16 protein-coding genes are annotated in these 18,400 nt (G+C 64.4%); 13 read left to right on the plus strand and 3 right to left on the minus strand.

Annotated elements, in window-relative coordinates; translation table 11 throughout:
* Positions 1 to 131: 131 nt before the first annotated feature.
* Positions 132 to 614 carry a 6-carboxytetrahydropterin synthase gene (locus Q6D67_RS10820; protein ID WP_304705626.1) on the plus strand — a complete coding sequence of 161 codons (483 nt, stop codon included), beginning with the start codon at positions 132 to 134 and terminating at the stop codon, positions 612 to 614.
* Positions 615 to 630: 16 nt separating this feature from the next.
* Here the strand turns inward: Q6D67_RS10820 and prlC are convergent, their stop codons facing one another.
* Complete coding sequence (prlC, locus tag Q6D67_RS10825; RefSeq protein ID WP_304705627.1) at positions 631 to 2,661, minus strand: oligopeptidase A; 2,031 nt, start codon at positions 2,659 to 2,661, stop codon at positions 631 to 633.
* Between the two features lie 61 nt (positions 2,662 to 2,722).
* Between prlC and Q6D67_RS10830 the strand changes: the two genes are divergently transcribed.
* A complete protein-coding gene (locus Q6D67_RS10830; protein ID WP_304705628.1) occupies positions 2,723 to 4,774 on the plus strand; it encodes a S9 family peptidase in 2,052 nt (683 codons plus the stop codon).
* A gap of 16 nt (positions 4,775 to 4,790) precedes the next feature.
* On the opposite strand, the gene Q6D67_RS10835 is transcribed toward Q6D67_RS10830, so the two are convergent.
* A complete protein-coding gene (locus tag Q6D67_RS10835; RefSeq protein ID WP_304705629.1) occupies positions 4,791 to 6,122 on the minus strand; it encodes a DEAD/DEAH box helicase in 1,332 nt (443 codons plus the stop codon).
* A gap of 174 nt (positions 6,123 to 6,296) precedes the next feature.
* Here Q6D67_RS10835 and Q6D67_RS10840 point away from each other — a divergent pair, with 174 nt between their 5' ends.
* Together Q6D67_RS10840 and Q6D67_RS10845 are read left to right on the plus strand one after the other, a co-directional pair.
* The gene (locus Q6D67_RS10840; protein ID WP_304705630.1) at positions 6,297 to 7,268 is read left to right on the plus strand and encodes a quinone oxidoreductase; all 972 of its coding nucleotides are present in this window, start codon (positions 6,297 to 6,299) and stop codon (positions 7,266 to 7,268) included.
* Entirely contained in the window at positions 7,265 to 7,864 is a 600-nt protein-coding gene (locus tag Q6D67_RS10845) for a GNAT family N-acetyltransferase (RefSeq protein ID WP_304705631.1), read from the plus strand. The genes Q6D67_RS10840 and Q6D67_RS10845 overlap by 4 nt, the downstream gene beginning before the upstream one ends.
* A gap of 16 nt (positions 7,865 to 7,880) precedes the next feature.
* On the opposite strand, the gene cysK is transcribed toward Q6D67_RS10845, so the two are convergent.
* On the minus strand, positions 7,881 to 8,849 hold the full coding sequence (cysK, locus tag Q6D67_RS10850) for a cysteine synthase A (RefSeq protein WP_304705632.1): 969 nt from the start codon (positions 8,847 to 8,849) through the stop codon (positions 7,881 to 7,883).
* A 410-nt stretch (positions 8,850 to 9,259) separates the two neighbouring features.
* On the opposite strand from cysK, the gene gspC reads away from it, so the two are divergent.
* Genes gspC through gspK form a run of 9 tightly spaced genes read left to right on the plus strand, consistent with a single transcriptional unit; the run spans position 9,260 to position 18,359 of the window.
* On the plus strand, positions 9,260 to 10,303 hold the full coding sequence (gene gspC, locus Q6D67_RS10855; RefSeq protein WP_304705633.1) for a type II secretion system protein GspC: 1,044 nt from the start codon (positions 9,260 to 9,262) through the stop codon (positions 10,301 to 10,303).
* Between the two features lie 36 nt (positions 10,304 to 10,339).
* The gene (gspD, locus tag Q6D67_RS10860) at positions 10,340 to 12,406 is read left to right on the plus strand and encodes a type II secretion system secretin GspD (protein ID WP_304705634.1); all 2,067 of its coding nucleotides are present in this window, start codon (positions 10,340 to 10,342) and stop codon (positions 12,404 to 12,406) included.
* The gene (gene gspE, locus Q6D67_RS10865) at positions 12,406 to 13,917 is read left to right on the plus strand and encodes a type II secretion system ATPase GspE (protein WP_304705635.1); all 1,512 of its coding nucleotides are present in this window, start codon (positions 12,406 to 12,408) and stop codon (positions 13,915 to 13,917) included. Before gspD ends, gspE begins: the two co-directional genes overlap by 1 nt.
* A 15-nt stretch (positions 13,918 to 13,932) precedes the next feature.
* Positions 13,933 to 15,153 (plus strand): type II secretion system inner membrane protein GspF, encoded by a 1,221-nt coding sequence (gene gspF, locus Q6D67_RS10870; protein WP_304705636.1) that lies wholly within the window; start codon positions 13,933 to 13,935, stop codon positions 15,151 to 15,153.
* A gap of 4 nt (positions 15,154 to 15,157) precedes the next feature.
* Positions 15,158 to 15,601, plus strand: a complete 444-nt coding sequence (gene gspG, locus Q6D67_RS10875; RefSeq protein WP_304705637.1) for a type II secretion system major pseudopilin GspG — start codon at positions 15,158 to 15,160, stop codon at positions 15,599 to 15,601.
* 4 nt (positions 15,602 to 15,605) lie between these two features.
* The gene (locus Q6D67_RS10880; protein WP_304705638.1) at positions 15,606 to 16,292 is read left to right on the plus strand and encodes a GspH/FimT family pseudopilin; all 687 of its coding nucleotides are present in this window, start codon (positions 15,606 to 15,608) and stop codon (positions 16,290 to 16,292) included.
* Entirely contained in the window at positions 16,273 to 16,704 is a 432-nt protein-coding gene (gspI, locus tag Q6D67_RS10885; RefSeq protein ID WP_304705639.1) for a type II secretion system minor pseudopilin GspI, read from the plus strand. The genes Q6D67_RS10880 and gspI overlap by 20 nt, the downstream gene beginning before the upstream one ends.
* The gene (gspJ, locus tag Q6D67_RS10890) at positions 16,694 to 17,338 is read left to right on the plus strand and encodes a type II secretion system minor pseudopilin GspJ (protein WP_304705640.1); all 645 of its coding nucleotides are present in this window, start codon (positions 16,694 to 16,696) and stop codon (positions 17,336 to 17,338) included. The genes gspI and gspJ overlap by 11 nt, the downstream gene beginning before the upstream one ends.
* Positions 17,319 to 18,359 carry a type II secretion system minor pseudopilin GspK gene (gene gspK, locus Q6D67_RS10895; RefSeq protein ID WP_304705641.1) on the plus strand — a complete coding sequence of 347 codons (1,041 nt, stop codon included), beginning with the start codon at positions 17,319 to 17,321 and terminating at the stop codon, positions 18,357 to 18,359. The genes gspJ and gspK overlap by 20 nt, the downstream gene beginning before the upstream one ends.
* The last annotated feature ends 41 nt before the right edge of the window (positions 18,360 to 18,400 follow it).

The following is an 18,400-nucleotide window of genomic DNA, read 5'->3' on the forward strand; positions in this document are numbered from 1 at the left end:
GTTTCAGTTTGCACCGGCTGGCTGCAGGAGGCCGTGCCGGACCGTCGGCTATTGTGCCGCAGCGGTCCGCTCTTGCCTATTGTGCGTACACTCGGGACAATCATTTTCCCGCAACTGGCTGGATGCACTCTATGGAGCGCCTCACTACGCTTTACATCGACAAGGAGAGCCACAAGTTTTCCGCCGCTCACTTCACCATATTTTCCGCCACTGAGCGGGAGCGCCTGCACGGGCACAATTACTCGGTTTCCGCGAAGATCGTCGCGCCCATGGGCGACAACGGGTTTGCAGCGGATTACAACGTCTACAAGCGCCGCCTCAAGTCCCTCTGCGATGCGCTAGACGAATATTTGTTACTGGCGGCGGATTCTCCGTTCCAGAGCATTGAGGAGGATGGAGACTACTATCGGGTTTATTTCGCCAGCGAGGAAATGCTGTTTCTGAAAAGCGACACGCGGGTGTTGCCTTTGCGCAATGCCACGGTCGAGGAATTCTCCAGTTATCTGCTGCAGCAGTTGTTGCTGCTCTCAGCAAACGACGACCTGCGGGAAATCGAGCTCTGCGTGGCCTCCGGCCCGGGCCAGCGGGGCTGCGCCTCCTGGCGCAAGCCCTGAGTCAGCGCTTTCTGCCTCAGGCGGTAATCCCGCTGTGGTGCAGCAGTGGTTCGATGTCTGGCTCGCGGCCGCGGAAGGAAACGAACAGGTCCATGGCATCCTGGGAACCGCCCGCCTCGAGAATATGGCGGCGGAACTCCATCCCGGTGTGTGGGTTGAAAATCCCTTCCTCCTCAAAGCGCGAAAAAGCGTCCGCTGACAGCACCTCCGCCCACTTGTAGCTGTAGTAGCCTGCAGCGTAGCCGCCGCCGAAAATATGCCCGAAGCTGTTCTGGAAGCGGTTCTCGGGGATGGCGGGAATCACTGCCACTTCGGCGCGCACATCATTGAGCAGGCCCTCCACGGTGACTTCCGGCTGGCCCCAGAGCTGGTGCAGGCGGAAATCGAACAGGGCGAATTCCAGTTGCCGCACCATCTGCATGCCGGACTGGAAATTCTTTGCCGCCAGCATTCTTTCCAGCAAAGCCTCCGGCAGCGGCTCCCCGGTTGTCATGTGCCCGGAAATGAAGCTCAGCGCCTCCGGCTGGTGGCACCAGTTTTCCAGGAACTGGCTGGGCAGCTCTACCGCATCCCAGGCCACACCGTTGATGCCGGAAACCGCAGCCACCTGCTGCTGTGTCAGCATGTGGTGCAGGCCGTGGCCAAACTCGTGGAACAGGGTGGTCATCTCGTTCGCGGTGAGGAGGGCAGGCTGGTCGCCTACCGGTGCAGTAAAATTGCAGACCAGATAGGCCACCGGCAGCTGTAGTTTGCCATCATCCAGCCGGCGCACCCGGCAGCTGTCCATCCAGGCGCCGCCCTGCTTGTGCGCGCGGGCGTACAGGTCCAGGTAGAAGCGGGCCAGGGCCACACCGTCCTGGCGGATCTCGAACAGGCGCGCATCGGGGTGGTAACTGTCGAAGCCGGAGAGTTCCTCGACCTGCAGCCCGTACAAGCGCTGCACCACCTCGAACAGGCCCGCCAGTACCCGGTTCACCGGCAGGTAGGGACGGATTTCCTCCTGCGATACCTGGAAGGTGGCCTGGCGCTGCTTTTCGCTGTAGTAGGCCACATCCCAGGGTTTGAGCTCATCCAGGCCGTGTTCCGCCGCGGCGAACTCACACAGTTCCCGCCACTCCTGCTGTGCCTGGGGCCGGGAGCGGGCGGCCAGCTGGGTCAGGAACTCGATGACGTGGCTGGGAGACTCCGCCATCTTGGTGGCAAGGGACAGCTCCGCGTAGCTGGCGAAGTCCAGCAGGCCAGCCAGTTCCTGGCGCAGGCCGAGGATTTCGGTGATCAGGTCGGAGTTGTCGAAGCGGCCGGCGTCGGGGCCGAGCTCCGAGGCGCGGGTCACATTGGCCATATACACTTCCTGCCGCAGGTCCCGGTCATTGCAGTAGGTCAGCACGGGGTACACAGAGGGGTACTCAAGTGTCAGCAGGCAGCCATCCAGCCCTTTTTGTTCCGCCGCCTGGCGCGCACTGGCCAGCGCGGTGTCTGGCAGGCCCGCCAGCTGCTCGGCGGTGACCGGTTTGCTCCAGGCATTGGTGGCGTCGAGTACATTGTCGCTAAACCGGCTGCCGAGCTCAGACAGGCGCTGCTGGAGTTCACCGTAGCGCTGCTTTTGCGCTGCCGGCAAGGCCACGCCCGCCAGCCTGAAGTCCCGCAGGGCGTTGTTCACAGTCTGCTGCCTGTCCTGCGGCAGATCGGTGAAATCACCGCGCTCGGCCAGGTCGCGATAGGCCTCAAACAGAGCCGTGTGCTGCCCCATCCAGGTGGTGTACTCGGACAGCAGCGGCAGGCAGGCATTGTAGGCTTCGCGCAGAGCTTCACTGTTGAGCACGCCGTTGAGATGGCCTACGGGCGACCAGCATTGCGCCAGCTCGTCCTCCATGTCCTCGATCGGCTGGATCAGCGACTCCCAGCTGTGTGGCCCCGGCGCAGCCAGCAGCTCCCCGACCCGGCGCTTGTTGCGCTCGAGCAGCGAGGTGACGGCGGGTAGCACGTGCTCCGGGCGAATGGCCGAAAAGGGTGGCAGGGTGTTCTTTTCCAGCAGCGGGTTGTTCATAATGGTTGGCTGTGTTGCGGTAGATGCCGCGTAGTTTAACGGATTTTGGCGGGGAGACGGAATGATTGCTCAACTGGGAAAACTGGTCGCCACCGGCACTGCCGTTGCACTGACGCTGGCGGCACCCGCGCAGGCGCGAACGCCCTTTGCAGCTGAGGATGTCTTCCAGCTGGCCTGGGCAAGTTCACCGCTGGTCGAGAGCTCGGGCGACCGGGTGCTGTACCTGCGTCACAGCATGGACATCATGCGCGACCAGCCCCGCAGCAACCTGTGGCGGGTCAATATTGACGGCAGCGACCACCGGCCTGTAACCACGGGGCCCGACAGTATCAGCTCGCCAGCGCTGGCACCGGATGGCACCCGCGTGGCCTATGTGCGCAGTGACGATACCGGCCCCCAGTTGTATGTCAGTTGGCTGGATTCAGCACAGACCGCGCAGCTGACCCGGGTGCCGCACGCCCCCTCCAACCTGGCCTGGTCACCGGACGGAGAATGGCTGGCATTCAGAATGCTGGTGCCTGCGGAACCGCCGACTATTGGCACGCTGCCGAAGGCACCGGCAGGCGCGCAGTGGGCGGCTGCGCCCGAGGTAGTTGAGCGGATGATTTACCGTGCCGACGGGTCCGGCGCCAAGCCGCACGGTTACCAGCATGTGTTCGTGCTGCCCGCCGACGGGGGTAGCCCGCGCCAACTGACCAGGGGTGACTTTCATCACAGTGGCACTATTGCCTGGAGCGCGGACAGTGCTGCCCTGTATATTTCCGCCAATCGCAACCCCGACTGGGAAATCGATACGCAGAACACGGACCTGTACCGGGTGGAGCTTGCTTCCGGGGCTGTCACTGCGCTCACGGACCGGCGCGGTCCCGACACCCAGGTAACGGTGTCCCCCGACGGCAAGCGCCTGGCCTGGGTCGGCTGGGACGACCGCGGGCTCGGCTATCACCGGCACCGTCTGTATGTGATGGATGCCGACGGGGGCGACCGCCGGGAGCTGCTGCCGGATCTGGACCGCAATATCCAGCATCCGAGCTGGTCCGCCGATGGCAAGCGCCTGCTGTTCTATTACGACGACCGCGGCGACACCTTGCTGGCGGCGACTGACCTGGCCGGGCGGATGCAGGTGCTGGCGCGGGGGCTCGGCGGCAAGCACCTCGGGCGCCCCTATGCTGGCGCGGATTACGCCGCCGGCGGACAGCACTATGTCTACACCGCTGGCACTGCGGGCTCACCGGCCGAGCTGGTGGCGGGGCGTTTCGGCAGCGACCGCCGGCAGCCATTGACGGCGCTCAATGAAAGCCTGTTGGCGCACCGGGACCTGGGTGAGGTGCGGGAACTAACCTTCAACTCGTCTCACGACGGTCGCGAAATCCAGGCCTGGGTGGTATTGCCACCGGACTTCGACCCGGCGCGCAAGTATCCGCTGATCCTGGAGATCCACGGTGGCCCCTTTGCCAACTACGGGCCGCGCTTTGCCGCTGAGCTGCAGCTGTTTGCAGCCGCGGGCTACGTGGTGCTGTACAGCAACCCTCGCGGTAGCACCAGCTACGGTGAGGAGTTTGCCAACCTGATCCACCACAACTATCCCGGTGAGGATTACGATGACCTGATGTCCGGGGTGGAAGCGCTGTTGGAACAGGGTTATGTCGATCCGAAGCAGCTGTTCGTCACCGGCGGCAGCGGCGGCGGCACCCTGACCGCCTGGATTGTCGGCAAGAGTGATCGCTTCCGGGCGGCGGTGGTCGCCAAGCCGGTCATCAACTGGACCAGCTTTGTACTCACGGCGGATATGCCGAGTTATTTTGCCCACTACTGGTTTGGGGAAATGCCCTGGGAGAACCCCGAGGCCTACTGGCGCCGTTCACCCCTGTCCCTGGTGGGCAATGTGACTACGCCCACCATGCTCCTGACCGGAGAGGACGACCTGCGCACGCCGATGGCGGAAACCGAACAGTATTACCAGGCACTGAAGTTGCGGGGCGTGGACACCGCCATGGTCCGGGTGCCGGGTGCGTCGCACCTGATCGCCCAGCGCCCCAGCCAGCTGGTGGCGAAGGTGGCGGCGATCCTGGGCTGGTTCGAGCGTTACCGGGAGCCGCCCGCGGCGAGCTGAGCGCGCTCGAAGGCTCTCAGCCCTCGGGTTCGCGCCGCTTCTTCAGCGGCGCGAACCCGTCGTTGGCCGGTTTCGGGGTGGCCTTGCCCCGGGGCTTGCCCTTGGCCTTCCGGTCCCGCAAGCGGTCCTTTTTCTTCTCCTCGGTTACCTTGCCGGTCTTCTTTTTGTGGCCGGCAGCCTTGCCCGAGGATTTCATTTTCTTCGGGCCCGAGTAACGCGCCTTCAATCCCGGCAGGGCGCGGGCCTCCATTTCCAGGTTCAGGTAGCGTTGGATGCTGATCATCAGGTTCCAGTCCGCCGCCGTTACCAGGGAAATCGCCAGGCCCTGGCTGCCGGCCCGGCCGGTGCGTCCCGTCCGGTGCAGGTAGTCATCGCCGCTGAAGGGCAGGTCGTAGTTGATAACCGTGTCGATACCTTCGATATCGAGGCCGCGAGCCGCCAGATCACTCGCCGTGACAATGTCGATGACACCCTGGGTGAAGCGGCTGACTACCACCTTGCGCTCCTCGGTACTCATCTCTCCGTGCAGGCACGCAGCGCGCACGCCGTGATGCTGCAACAGTCCGGCCAGACGAGCGGCGGTGGTGCGCTTGTTGGCGAATATCAGCTGCTTGCGGCCCCGGCTGTCGGCCAGCAGGGCCAGCAGCAGTTTGTCCTTGTGCTCCTGGCTGTCGGCGAGGATGCGCTGGTGAAAGATGTCCTTGTGCGCGGCGCGGATTTCGCCGCAGTTCACCGATTCCGGTTCATGCTGCAGGCTGGCGCTGATCTCGCCGAGGCCGCGCGCATGCAGGGTGGCGGAGAGCATCAGGGTCTGGCGGTCGGCGGAGCTGTAGCTGGCGATTTTCAACACATCCTCGCGGAAGCCCATCTCCAGCATGCGGTCCGCCTCGTCCAGCACCAGGATCCGCAGGCCACCGAGGTCGGCGCTTTTGCGTTCACAGTGTTCGAGCAGACGCCCGGGGGTGGCGATGATCACTTCCGGATTCTTGCGCAGCAGCGATTTCTGGTACTTGAAATCGGCGCCGCCGGTTAGCGCGTCGGCACGCAGGGTGCTTTTCCCCAGCAGTTGACGGCACTCCTTCAGCACCTGGCGCGCCAGCTCCCGGGTCGGCACCAGTACCAGGGCCAGGGTTCCGGCCTTGGGGGGCAGTGGCCTGGTCAACAGTTGCTGCACCACCGGCAGCAGGTAAGCCAGGGTCTTGCCGCTGCCCGTCGGCGCACTGACCCGAAGGTCCCTGCCGGCCAGTGCCAGCGGAATGACCTGCTCCTGGACAGCGGTGGCTTCGGTGTGGGCCAGCTCAGCCAGGGCGAGCTGCAGGCTGTGGTCGAGTTCCAGTTGTTCAAGCACGGGGCGGGGTTCCAGAGTGATGAGAGGCAGTTTTCGCGGGCAGGTGCAGTGTAACACGGTCGCGGAGGCTTCTTGCCGGCGAGTGGTCGAGGTGCGGCGACCGTGCCTCCCTTGCCCGTGATGTGGCACACTGGCGGCTTATCTGGCGAGGGCGTTTGCCCGGGGAGGCGGGGCATGGTCAAGGCGGTACGGATAACAGCAACGGGTGGTCCCGAAATCATGCAGGTGGTGGATGTAGATCCCGGTCCACCCGGGCCGGGCATGGTGACGGTGGCCAATCGTGCCATTGGGCTCAACTTCATCGACACCTACCATCGCAGCGGCCTGTACCCCATTGCCCTGCCCAGCGGGCTTGGCATGGAGGGAGCTGGCGTGGTCGCGGCGGTGGGAGAGGGGGTCGAGTTTGCCGTCGGGGACCGCATCGCCTATTGCTCCGCCGGGTTCGGTGCCTATGCCGAGGCACTCAACCTGCCCGCGGCGCGGCTGGTGCCGGTTCCCGTGGAGATTGACTTTGAAACCGCAGCAGCGGCACTGCTCAAGGGCCAGACTGTCGAGTACCTGTTGCAGCGGACCTTTCCCCTGCAAGCCGGCCAGACCTGCCTGTTCCACGCGGCGGCGGGGGGTGTCGGCCTGCTGTTCGGGCAGTGGGCCCACAGCCTCGGCGTCACCGTCATCGGTACCGTGGGCTCCGGGGAGAAAGCGGAGCTGGCCCGCGCCCACGGCTATCACCATGTCATCAATTACCGGCAGGAGGATGTGGCCGCACGGGTCCGGGAGTTGACCGACGGCGTGGGAGTGCCGGTGGTATACGACGGCATAGGTCGCGACACGTTCGAGGCCTCTCTCGCCAGCCTGCAACCCCGGGGCCTGCTGGTCAGCTTCGGCAACAGCTCCGGCAAGCCGGAGCCGCTGGACCTGCAGGTGCTGGCGGCGGGCGGATCTCTCTATGTCACCCGGCCCACCCTGATTACCTACACCGCGACCACGGCAGAGCTGCGCGCTTCGGCGGCCGCGGTGTTTGAGCGCATCCAGGCGGGCAGCCTGCGGGTTGAGATCAACCAGCGCTTTGCCCTGGCCGATATCGCGGCGGCCCATGTTGCGCTGGAAGGGCGCGCCACGACTGGATCTACGGTGGTGCTGCCGTGACCCTGCCGGCAGAGCCTCAGGTGGGAGCCCGCAGTTTGCGCGGTGCGCATATCCGCCTTGAACCCCTGTCCCGGGATCACGCCCAGGGGCTGTTCAATCGCGGTCGCCACGCCCCGGACTGGCAGTACATGCCGCGCAGCTGTTTTATCGACCTCGCGGACACCCGGCAATGGATAGATGAGGCCCTGGCGGCCGGGGACCAGCAACCCTGGGCGATCGTGGAAAACGGCAAGAACAAGATTGTGGGCAGCACCCGTTACCTGAACATCCGGCCCGAGCATCGCAGCCTGGAGATAGGCTGGACCTGGCTGGGTCAGGAGTGGCAGCGCACCGGCGTCAACACCGAGGCCAAGGCCCTGCTGCTGGCCAACGCATTTGAGCGCCTGCACTGCCTGCGGGTGGAGTTCAAGGTCGACGCCCGCAATCTGCGCTCGCAGCGCGCGCTGGAGCGCATCGGCGCGATCCGCGAGGGTGTTTTGCGCAAGCACATGGTGGTGCAGCGGGATTTCGCCCGGGATTCGGTGTACTTCAGCGTCATTGATACCGAGTGGGAGGACGTCAAGCGCCGCCTGGCGCTGTTGCAGGAGGGCCGCTGATCGCCCTCCCTGCCGTTCACTGCACCAGTTCGTTGTCGCTGAATGTGCCCTCGAACAGTGGCGCACTGAGGTAGCGTTCGCCGGAATCCGGCAATACCACCACCACCATCTTGCCCGCGTATTCCGGTTCCCGCGACACCCGGTCGGCGACCGCCATGGCGGCACCGCAGGATACCCCGGCCAGGATGCCTTCCCCCTGCATGAGTTTGTGCGCCCAGGCCATGGCGTCCTCGTTGCTTACCTGTTCCACCCGGTCGACCATTGCCAGGTCGAGATTGCGGGGCAGGAAGCCGGCACCGATACCCTGGATCTTGTGCGGCCCGTGGGTGGGCTCCTCGCCGGCCTTGGCCGCCGTGATCACGGTGCTGCTGGCGGGTTCCACGGCGACGGTCAAAATGGCCTTGCCCTCGGTGTGCTTGATATAGCGGGACACGCCGGTAAGCGTGCCCCCGGTGCCTACCCCGGCGACCAGAATGTCGACCTGGCCGTCGGTATCCTGCCAGATCTCGGGGCCGGTGGTGGTTTCGTGGATAGCCGGGTTGGCCGGATTCTCGAATTGCCGCGCACCCCAGTGCTTTGCCGGCTCGGAGGCGATGATTTCCTCGGCCTTGTCAATCGCGGCCGGCATGCCCTTGGCGCCGTCTGTCAGGACGATATCGGCCCCCAGTGCCTTCATCAGCTTGCGCCGCTCCAGGCTCATGGTGTTCGGCATGGTAAGGGTGCAACCGTAACCCCGCGCGGCAGCGACAAAGGCGAGAGCGATGCCGGTATTGCCGCTGGTCGGCTCGACAATGGTCATTCCCGGACGCAGGCTGCCGTCCCGCTCGGCCGCCAGTACCATACTGGTACCTATGCGGCACTTCACTGACATGGCCGGGTTGCGGTTCTCCAGCTTGGCGTAGACATTGCCCGTGCTGATACGATTGATCCGGACCAGCGGCGTACCGCCAATGGTCGCGGAATTGTCCTCGAAAATGTGACTCATGGGCACCTCCTGCGGGGTGGGGTCGCGTGCTCGCAAGCGTAGACAAGTGGGGCTTCCATGTCCATGGGCCGGCACTGGCGGAATATTTTTTACCGCCAAGGGAACTTGCGGTAAAAGTGGCGTGTCTCAATCGCTACAGACAGTGTAGTGCGGGCAATGGAGGTCGGCACTCGTAATACAGCACTGTCCTTGATTGTTACCGTTCAGGTCCTCAATCCCCCTTGTAGAGACTCCATCTCTAGACCGGCTTCCGAGCCGGTTTTTTTTACCCCGGATTCGGCACTGTCACACGACTGTCACATAAATGCCACGAGAGTGTCACGGTTTTATCTTTTAATGGCGCACCCTATAATCGGGTCACTCCAGCATCCGCATCGCGCCCCACGGGCGCTCATAATCAGGAGAGTGCCTTGGCCGCTGATCGGCTCAGTTACCGCAGTGTCGCGACCCGGGCTCCGGAATGGCTACAGGTTGGCGTGACGTCCCTGGCGGAGCCCGCCAACAGCCGCCGATTGCGTTGGGCGCTGGTGGTGCTGCTATCTGTCTGGCTGTTGTCCGCACTGGCCCAGCTGATGTGGGCACTGTTCCCACAGGCCGCTTCCCAGCCTGCTGATGGGCGCATTATCAACCCGCCAGTGCTGAGTGTTGGCGGTACCGCGTCCGACCCGGTTGATATCGACGCCCTGCGCGGCTGGCCCCTGTTCGGCGAACCCGGCGCGGCCATGACCGTGGAGCCCGAACTCGAGCCCATTGCGGCGAGCACCGAGCGGGAGGGGATTGAGAAAGGCGCCAGGGAGACCCGCCTGGACCTGACGCTGCGCGGTATTATCGCTTTCAACGACGACGGCGCGGGCAGTGCAATCATCGAGCACCGGGGTCGGCAGGATGTATATTCGGTGGACGACACGCTGCCGGTCTCCGCCCGGGTGACCCTGGCCAAGGTCATGCCCTCCCAGGTAGTGCTGGATAACGGCGGCACCTACGAGCTGCTGTTGCTGCACCAGCCCAGCGATCTGGACGCACAGCTGGCGGGCTCGCGCCAGGCGTCAGCCGTGCCCCCCCGGACCGCACAGCCCGCATCGGCCGCCGTCCAGGTGGTGGACAAGCGCGCAGACGCCGACGCCACCGCGCTGGCACGGGGCTATCGTGAGCAGCTGTATCAGGATCCGCAATCCCTGGCCGAGCTGGTGCGGATCGCGGCGGTGCGGGATGGGGGCGAGTTGCAGGGTTATCGCCTGACTCCCGGCCGCGACCGGGAGCAGTTCGAACGGCTGGGCTTCCGCAGCGGCGACCTGGTGGTGGCCGTCAATGGCATGCCCCTGTCCGACCCGGCCAATACCATGCGACTCTACCAGGCCATGCGTTCCGCCAGCGAAGCCTCATTCGATTTGCTGCGCAGCGGCGAGGCTGTCGCCGTCAACGTCAGTCTGGGTGCTGCCGCCGGTGATCAGTGATAGAGTCACGACACTTCAGCAGAGGATAGTTATACAGTGAGAATCACGTCGCGGGCGCTTCGGGCCCCCCTGCTAGTTTTGCTCGTCGCGCTGGGTTCTGGTGGTGCCAATGCCCAGGAATTCTCTGGCGGTAACAATGCCCAAAAATTCACTGTAAATCTAAAAGAAACCGATATCCAGGAGCTGATCAAGTTCGTTGCCGAGGCCACGGAGACCACGATCGTGGTAGACCCCGCGGTCAAGGGCAAGGTCATGGTGGTGTCGGCCAAGCCTGTATCCCGCAGCGAGCTCTACGACCTGTTCCTCTCCATTCTGGAAGTCCACGGCTACACCGCGGTCCGCTCCGGCGGCGTGGTGCGGGTGATCCAGAGCAAGGATGCCCGCTCGGCACCGGTGACGGTGCGCGACGATGAGGGTCAGCGGGGCAATGACGAATACGTCACCCAGGTCATGCGGCTAAAGAATATCTCCGCGGCTAAACTGATCCCGGTGCTGCGCCCGCTGGTGCCCCAGCAGGCTCACATGGCGGCCTATGCCCCCAGCAACGCCATCATCATTTCCGATGTCGCCTCGAACATCGACCGAATCGCCGCGATCATTGAACGCATGGACCGCACCGCGGTGCAGGAGGCCGAGGTTATCAAGCTCAAGTACGGTGTCGCCGAGGATGTGGTGCGCATGCTGGAGCAGCTTAACAAGTCCGAGGCCCAGCAGGGCACCGAGGTGGAGGTGCTGCTGGTGGCGGACTCCCGCACCAACAGTGTCCTGGTGAGCGCCGATGAACTGGAGCGGGCCCGCATGACGCGCCTGATTCGCTACCTGGATACGCCGCTGGAGCAGAGTGGCAATGTCAAGGTGATCTACCTGCAATATGCCAAGGCCGAAGATATCGCCGAAGTCCTGACCCGGGTGATGCAGAATATCACCCAGGGTGAGGGCGCCGAGGGCGGGCGGCCACAGCGCAGCAACAGCAACAGCGCCATGATCGAAGCGGACAAGCACACCAACGCCCTCATCATCACCGCGCCCACCGATGAAATGGCATCGCTGGAGGCGGTCATTACCCGGCTGGATATACGCCGGGCCCAGGTGCTGGTAGAGGCAATCATCGTCGAACTGGAGGTCCGTGACGGCCAGGATCTCGGCCTGCAGTGGCTGTTTGCCAACGACGACGGCTTCTATGGCGGCAATATCAATCCCAACGACCCCCGGGCCGCCCGGATAGCCGGGGCGATCTTGCCGGAGGATGGCGGCGGCGAGGACAGTGACGGCGGTACCACCACGGGCGACTTCAATGTCGGCGCCCTGGCGGGAGCCATCGCCGGGTCCCCGGGCCTGTCCCTGGGCTGGGGCGTGGTCGACGATGACTTGTCCATGACGGTCATTCTCAATGCCCTCAATCGACAGTCCAATGCCAATATCCTGTCCACACCCAGCCTGCTGACCCTGGACAATCAGGAGGCCTACATCACCGTGGGCCAGAACGTGCCCTTTGTGACCGGCTCCTTCACCAGCACCGGAACCGGCGACGGCGCCCAGAACCCGTTCCAGACTATTGAACGCCAGAACGTGGGCATTACCCTGAAAGTCACGCCACACATCAACGAAGGCGATTCGGTGGTACTGGATATTTCCCAGGAGGTGTCCAGCCTGAGCAACACCTCCGCGGCGCTGGATGCTTCGGATCTGATTACCAACGAGCGCATCCTGCAGACCAAGGTACTGGCGGCAAATGGGCGCATGGTGGTGCTGGGTGGCCTGATCAAGGACGACGTCCAGGACGGCAGCCAGAAAGTGCCGCTGCTGGGCGATATTCCGCTGCTGGGCCGTCTGTTTCGTAGCGATGCGGTGTCGGTGGTGAAGACCAACCTGCTGATCTTTATTCGCCCGACCATCATCCGCGATGACCAGCAACTCGCCGGCGCCACCGCGGAGAAATACCGTTTCATCCGCGATCAGCAGGTGCTGCGACGCGAGCGCGGCCTGATGTTCCTGGACGACGAATACGTGCCGGTGCTGCCGGAATGGGAAGACGAGATCCGGCAGCTGGAGCAAATCCGGGACGAAGCGCAGAACACTCCCGCCCCGGCGGGGGGCAGCTGATGGTAGTGGCGACAGCATCGCCGGCGGCCAGTCCTGAGCCACTGCGGGTGCTGCCGTTCGGGTTTGCCAAGCAGTACGGGGTGCTGGTGCACGCTCGCCCGGAGGGCGTTGTGGTCAGTTACCGCGCCGAGCCCGGCCCCCAGGTATTGCTGGAGTTGCGGCGCTGGCTGGGCGGCCCCTTTGCCCTCGAGGCGGTGTCCGAGGGCGAATTCCAGCGCCGCCTGTCCCTGGCCTACCAGCGCGACAACAACGCGGCGGTACAGATGGCGGAGGACATCAGCGCCGACGTCGACCTGAGCCGCCTGGCTGACGAGATTCCCGACGCCGGCGACCTGATGGACGCGGAGGATGATGCCCCCATCATCCGCCTGATCAACGCCATCCTGTCCCAGGCGGTGCGCGAGCAGGCCTCGGATATCCACATAGAAACCTTTGAGGACCGCCTCAGCGTGCGTTACCGCATCGACGGCATACTGGCTGAAATCCTGTCCCCCAAGCGGATGCTGGCGCCGCTGCTGGTGTCCCGGCTCAAGGTCATGGCCCGACTCGATATCGCCGAGAAACGCGTACCCCAGGACGGCCGCATCTCGGTGCGTATCGCCGGACACGCAGTGGACATCCGCATGTCGACCATGCCCTCCGCGCACGGTGAGCGGGTTGTGCTGCGCCTGCTCGACAAACAGGCGGGCCAATTGGAATTGAAGCAACTGGCGATGAACGAACAGGTGCTGGCGAGCTACGAAAAAGCCCTGCGCAGCCCCCACGGCATCATTCTGGTGACCGGCCCTACCGGCTCCGGCAAGACCACGACCCTGTACGCGGGGTTGTCGCATATCAACCAGACCACCCGCAATATCCTCACTATCGAAGACCCGATTGAATACATGCTGCCCGGCGTCGGCCAGACCCAGGTCAACCCCAAGGTCGACATGACCTTTGCCCGGGGCCTGCGCGCCATCTTGCGCCAGGATCCGGATGTGGTGATGGTGGGCGAAATCCGCGACCTGGAGACGGCGGAGATTGCGGTGCAGGCTTCTCTCACCGGGCACCTGGTGCTGTCTACCCTGCACACCAACACCGCCATCGGTGCAGTCACCCGGCTGCAGGACATGGGTATCGAACCTTTTCTCCTGTCGTCCAGCCTGATTGGTGTAATGGCCCAGCGGCTGGTGCGCCTGCTGTGCAAGGACTGCAAGCTGGCCTATGAACCGCCGATGTCGGAGCGGACGCTGTTGGGTGTCGACCAGGACGCGGGCGACCGGCTGGAAATCTGCCGGGCAGTGGGCTGCGAGCACTGCAACTACGGCGGCTATCGCGGCCGCACCGGCATCTATGAGTTGATCGAGGTCAACGACGCCCTGCGCCTGATGATCCACGAAGGCGCCAGCGAACAGCAGATGCTGCAGGAGGCGCGCAAGCTGTACCCCGGCATTCAGGAAGATGGCCGCCGCCGGATTCTGGCGGGTGACACCAGCATCGAAGAAGTACTGCGCGTCACCGCAGTCACCTGAGAGCGGTAGCGGGCGATGACGGCGTATCGATATCGGGCACTCAACCCTGGCGGCAAGCTGGTCAAGGGGGTACTGGAGGGCGACTCCGAACGGCAGGTGCGCAGCCAGCTGCGCAGCCAGAAGCTGCGGCCGGTGGAAGTGGAGGTGGCCAACCGCCAGGCGGCCAATCAACCCCGCTTCAACTTTTCGTTTCTACAGCCGCGGATCAGCGTATCCGAACTGGCCCTGGTCACGCGCCAGCTGGCGACCCTGGTGCAGTCGAACCTGCCGTTGGACGAATGCCTGCAGGCCGCCGCCGAGCAGAGCCGCAAGGGTCGCACCAAGGGCCTGCTGTTGCAGGTGCGCTCCCGGGTCGCGGAGGGGCACACGCTGGCCTACGCCATGGGCGAGTTTCCCCTGGTGTTCAACGAGATGTACCGGGCCATGGTGAATGCCGGCGAGCATGCGGGCTACCTGGGCCCGGTGCTGGCGCAGCTGGCGGACTACAACGAGCAGCGCCAGTACACGGCGCAGAAAATGAAGATGGCGATGATCTACCCCTTTATCCTGGTGGGGGTGGCCGTCGCCGTGGTGGTGGCGCTGATGGTCTTCGTGGTGCCGGAGCTGATCGGGATTTTCGCCCACACCAACCGCGAGCTGCCGCTGCTGACCCGCGGCCTGATCGCCGCCAGCGACTTTTCCCGGGACTATGCCCTGTGGGTTCTGCTGGCAGTGGTCACCCTGGTAATCGGCCTGCGCCGCTGGCTGCGCCCGCCCGCCCGGCGCAAGCGCTGGCACGGCCTGCTGCTGCGCCTGCCCGGGATATCCCGGCTGGTCATTGCTGTGGATACCGCCCGCTTTGCCTCCACCCTCAGCATTCTGATGGCCAGCGGTGTGCCCCTGCTGCAGTCCTTGCATATCGCCGGCCAGGTCTTGACCAACCTGGTATTGCGGGATGACAGTGCCCGGGTGGCGGAGCGGGTGCAGGAAGGCAGCAGCCTGCACCGCGCCCTGCGCGAAAACGGCCGCTTTCCGCCGATGATGGTGCATATGGTGGCCAGCGGCGAAACCAGCGGCGAGCTGGAAACCATGCTGCAGCGCTCCGCCACCAATCAGGAGCGCGAGCTGGAAATGACCCTGGGTACGATGATGAGCCTGCTGGAACCCCTGCTGGTCGTCTTCATGGGGGCAATGGTGCTGGTCATTGTCATGGCCATCCTGCTGCCTATTTTTGATCTCAACACAATGGTGCGATAGCGATATGAATATCCCGAAAAAGACGGCACAGGCCGGCTTCTCGCTGGTTGAAATTCTGGTGGTGCTGGTGATCATGGGGCTGCTGATCAGCGTGGTGGCGCCAACAGTGCTGAACCGGGCCGATGAAGCCCGCATCCAGAAGGCCTACGCCGATTTCAAGGCCATTGAGACTGCGCTCAAGATCTACCGGCTCGACAACTATGTGTATCCCACGACCGAGCAGGGCCTGGACGCGCTGGTCTCTCCCAGCAATCTCGATCCGCAACCGCGGAATTTCAAGGACGGTGGTTACCTGCAGGAAGTTCCGCTGGACCCCTGGGGTCGTCCCTATCTGTACATGAGCCCCGGCGAGAACAGCGAGGTGGATATCTACACCCTGGGTGCCGACGGCCTGTCTGGCGGTGAGGGCCAGAATGCGGATATCGGCAACTGGAAAGAGGAGGGCTGAGCCAGTGAGCCGCCCGCTGCCGGCGGCTTTGGTCGGTGTTGGCGCCCTTCGCGGGAGGGCGCCCGACGGATCGCCGCCCGACGGATCGCCGCCCGACGGATCGCCGCCCGACGGAAGGCCGCCCCGCGGATCGCCGCCCGAAGGCTTCAGCCTGCTGGAGTTGCTGGTGGTGCTGTTCGTGGTGGTGCTGGTCACCTCGCTGGCCACTTTGAATGTCGGCTCGGGCAATCAGGATCTGCGGCTGGAAGCCCAGGTACGCGAGATTCAGAATATCGCCCTGTTTGCCCTCGATGAGGCCCAGATGTCTGGTCGCGACATGGGGCTGCTGCTGTTTCTTGACGCTCGCGGTCCGGAAACCACCTTTGGTTACGCCTGGCGGGAGCGGCGGCCCGAGGGCTGGCGCCAGCCCCAGGTGGCCAGCGAAGTTTTCGCCGGGCAAACGCTGCCGCCGGAGGTGGATCTGTCCCTGATGCTGGAAGACGTCACGGCAACCGATTTGCTGCCCGCGCCGGTGCCGCCGGATGCTGCCCCGCAAGTGGTGTTCTACGCCAGCGGCGAGGTGGTTCCCGGTGAGTTGGAACTGCGCCGCCGCGACAATGGCGAGGTGCTGTGGCGTCTGCAGTGGGACCTGCTGGGGCGAATGACCTTGCTGCGGCGCGGCGAGGTAGCTGATGACTTTGACCGTAGCTAAGCGGCAGCGCCAGCCCGGTTTCACCCTGGTGGAGGTCATGGTGGCGCTGGCGGTGGTCGCCCTGGCACTGCCGGCCCTGATGTTTGCCCTGTACCAGCAGGTGGACGGCACCGGCTACCTGCGCGACAAGTCCCTGGCACAGATGGTGGCCAGCAACAAGCTGGTGGAATTGCGGCTGCTGACCGCGGCCCGGTCCGGGCTCTTCAGCGGTGTCGACAGCGGCGTCGAAGAACTGGCGGGAAGGCAGTGGCACTGGCGCCTTGCCAGCAGTGCCACCCAGGTCCAGTCCTTCTATCGGGTGGAGATTGCAGTGCGCGAAGGGGAGGAGGAGAGCGGTCTGCCGCTGTACACCCTGGTCGCTTTCATGTTTCAGGATCCGCGCCAGGCTGCGGAGGTGCCGGGTGAAGAGTAGCGGTTTTACCCTGGTGGAAGTCCTGATCGCCCTGGCGATCACCGCCTTCGTGGCGGCGATTTCCTATACCGGATTGTCGACGGTGATCAGCGGTGTGGAAAGCACGCGAGCTGTGGCCGAGCGCACCTGGGAGGTCAACCGCGCCCTGATGATCCTCAACCGCGACCTGCGGCACTTTGTCGACCGCCCGGTGCGGGACGAGTTTGGCGAGGAGGAGCCGGCGCTGATCGGCGGCCGGGCGGCACGTTTCATGCTGAGTTTCACCCGCAGCGGCTGGCACAATTCTGCCGGGCACCCGAGGAGCAACCTGCAGCGCGTCAACTACCTGTGGCTGGAGGACAGCCTGTGGCGGGAGAGTTACCCGGTGTTGGACCGCGCCTCGGTGACAGAACCGCAGCGGGTATTGTTGCTGGAAGGGGTCACGCATCTGCGCCTGCTATTCCTCGACTCCCCGGATTCTCTGCGCCCGGGTGCCCGTGGCACAGTGGTGGACACCCGCAACTGGCCGGAGAACTGGGTCGCGGACACCAGCCAGCCCGGTGTGGAGCTACCGCCACCGGCGGCCCTTGAACTGGTTATTGAACTGGAGGACCTCGGCGAACTGAGGAGCCTGCATGCACTGCCGCCTCTCTGAACCGCGCCACCCCGACGCCCAGCGCGGTGTGGCGCTGGTGGTGGCCCTGCTGGTGTTCGGCCTGTCTGCGGCCCTGCTGGTCGCCATGCAAAGTGAGTTCACCCTGTTCTACCAGCGCGGGTCCAACCTGTTTCTGGCCGAGCAGGGCCATGCCTACCTGCGCGGTGCAGAGGAACTGGCAACGCTGGTTCTGGTAACGGACTACGATGCCGACCAGTCCCGGGAGCAGCCGCGGGATGACCTCGGCGAAATCTGGGCCCAGCAGGCAACGCCCTATCCGCTGGACGAGGGCGGCTGGTTGCTAGGCTCCCTGCAGGACCTGCAGGGGCGCTTTAACCTCAACTGGCTGGCGACATCGACCGCGGATGTCGATGAGAGCGGGGAGGATAGCGCCCGCTTCACGCCCGCGCAGGCCTTTTTCATCCGCTTGTTGCAGGCCCTGCCGGAAGTGCCGCTCGGGTCGCAGGAGGCAATTGCGGTAACCCAGGCCATCGGCGACTGGCTGGACCCGGATACCATCACCCGCCCGCTCGGGGCCGAGGATGATTTTTACAGCGGTCAAAGCCCTTCCTACCGCAGCGCCAACCGGCCCATGGCCAGCGTCAGCGAGCTGCGCGCAGTGGCGAATATGACCCCGGAGTTGTACCACGCTTTGGCGCCGCTGGTGACGGTTTGGCCGCAAACCCCCGCGCCGCTGAATGTTCACACAGCGGCATTGCCGTTGTTGCGGGCAGTCAATGGCGATGGCGAACTGCTGCCTCTGGGCGAAGTGGAGGGTGAGTCCCTGTTCCAGCGCCAGCGCAGTGAAGGCGGTTTTGTCAGCCTCGAGGACTTGCTGGAGGATCCGGTCTTCACCGACAAGAATATGCAGGGAGTGAGCAGCCTGCTGGGGGAAAGCTCTGCCTGGTTTCTGCTGTCGGCGGAGGTCGAAGTTGCCGATCGCAACATGCGCTTGTACAGTGTGCTGCACCGCGACGGGCGCACGGTGCGGGCAGTTGCCCGCGCATCCGGCAGTCTGTGAATTGAGGACTGCGGGATGTTCGCAATAGTGACAACAACGGA

Origin of the sequence: Haliea sp. E1-2-M8 (assembly GCF_030649675.1) — a bacterium.
Classification (GTDB): domain Bacteria; phylum Pseudomonadota; class Gammaproteobacteria; order Pseudomonadales; family Halieaceae; genus Haliea.

Coding starts and splice junctions, on each gene's coding strand:
- gspK (WP_304705641.1), top strand. CDS start 17,319: ATGCACTGCCGCCTCTCTGAACCGCGCCACCCCGACGCCCAGCGCGGT.
- Q6D67_RS10830 (WP_304705628.1), top strand. CDS start 2,723: ATGATTGCTCAACTGGGAAAACTGGTCGCCACCGGCACTGCCGTTGCA.
- gspG (WP_304705637.1), top strand. CDS start 15,158: ATGAATATCCCGAAAAAGACGGCACAGGCCGGCTTCTCGCTGGTTGAA.
- gspI (WP_304705639.1), top strand. CDS start 16,273: ATGACTTTGACCGTAGCTAAGCGGCAGCGCCAGCCCGGTTTCACCCTG.
- Q6D67_RS10820 (WP_304705626.1), top strand. CDS start 132: ATGGAGCGCCTCACTACGCTTTACATCGACAAGGAGAGCCACAAGTTT.
- cysK (WP_304705632.1), bottom strand. CDS start 8,849: ATGAGTCACATTTTCGAGGACAATTCCGCGACCATTGGCGGTACGCCG.
- gspE (WP_304705635.1), top strand. CDS start 12,406: ATGGTAGTGGCGACAGCATCGCCGGCGGCCAGTCCTGAGCCACTGCGG.
- prlC (WP_304705627.1), bottom strand. CDS start 2,661: ATGAACAACCCGCTGCTGGAAAAGAACACCCTGCCACCCTTTTCGGCC.
- Q6D67_RS10840 (WP_304705630.1), top strand. CDS start 6,297: ATGGTCAAGGCGGTACGGATAACAGCAACGGGTGGTCCCGAAATCATG.
- gspF (WP_304705636.1), top strand. CDS start 13,933: ATGACGGCGTATCGATATCGGGCACTCAACCCTGGCGGCAAGCTGGTC.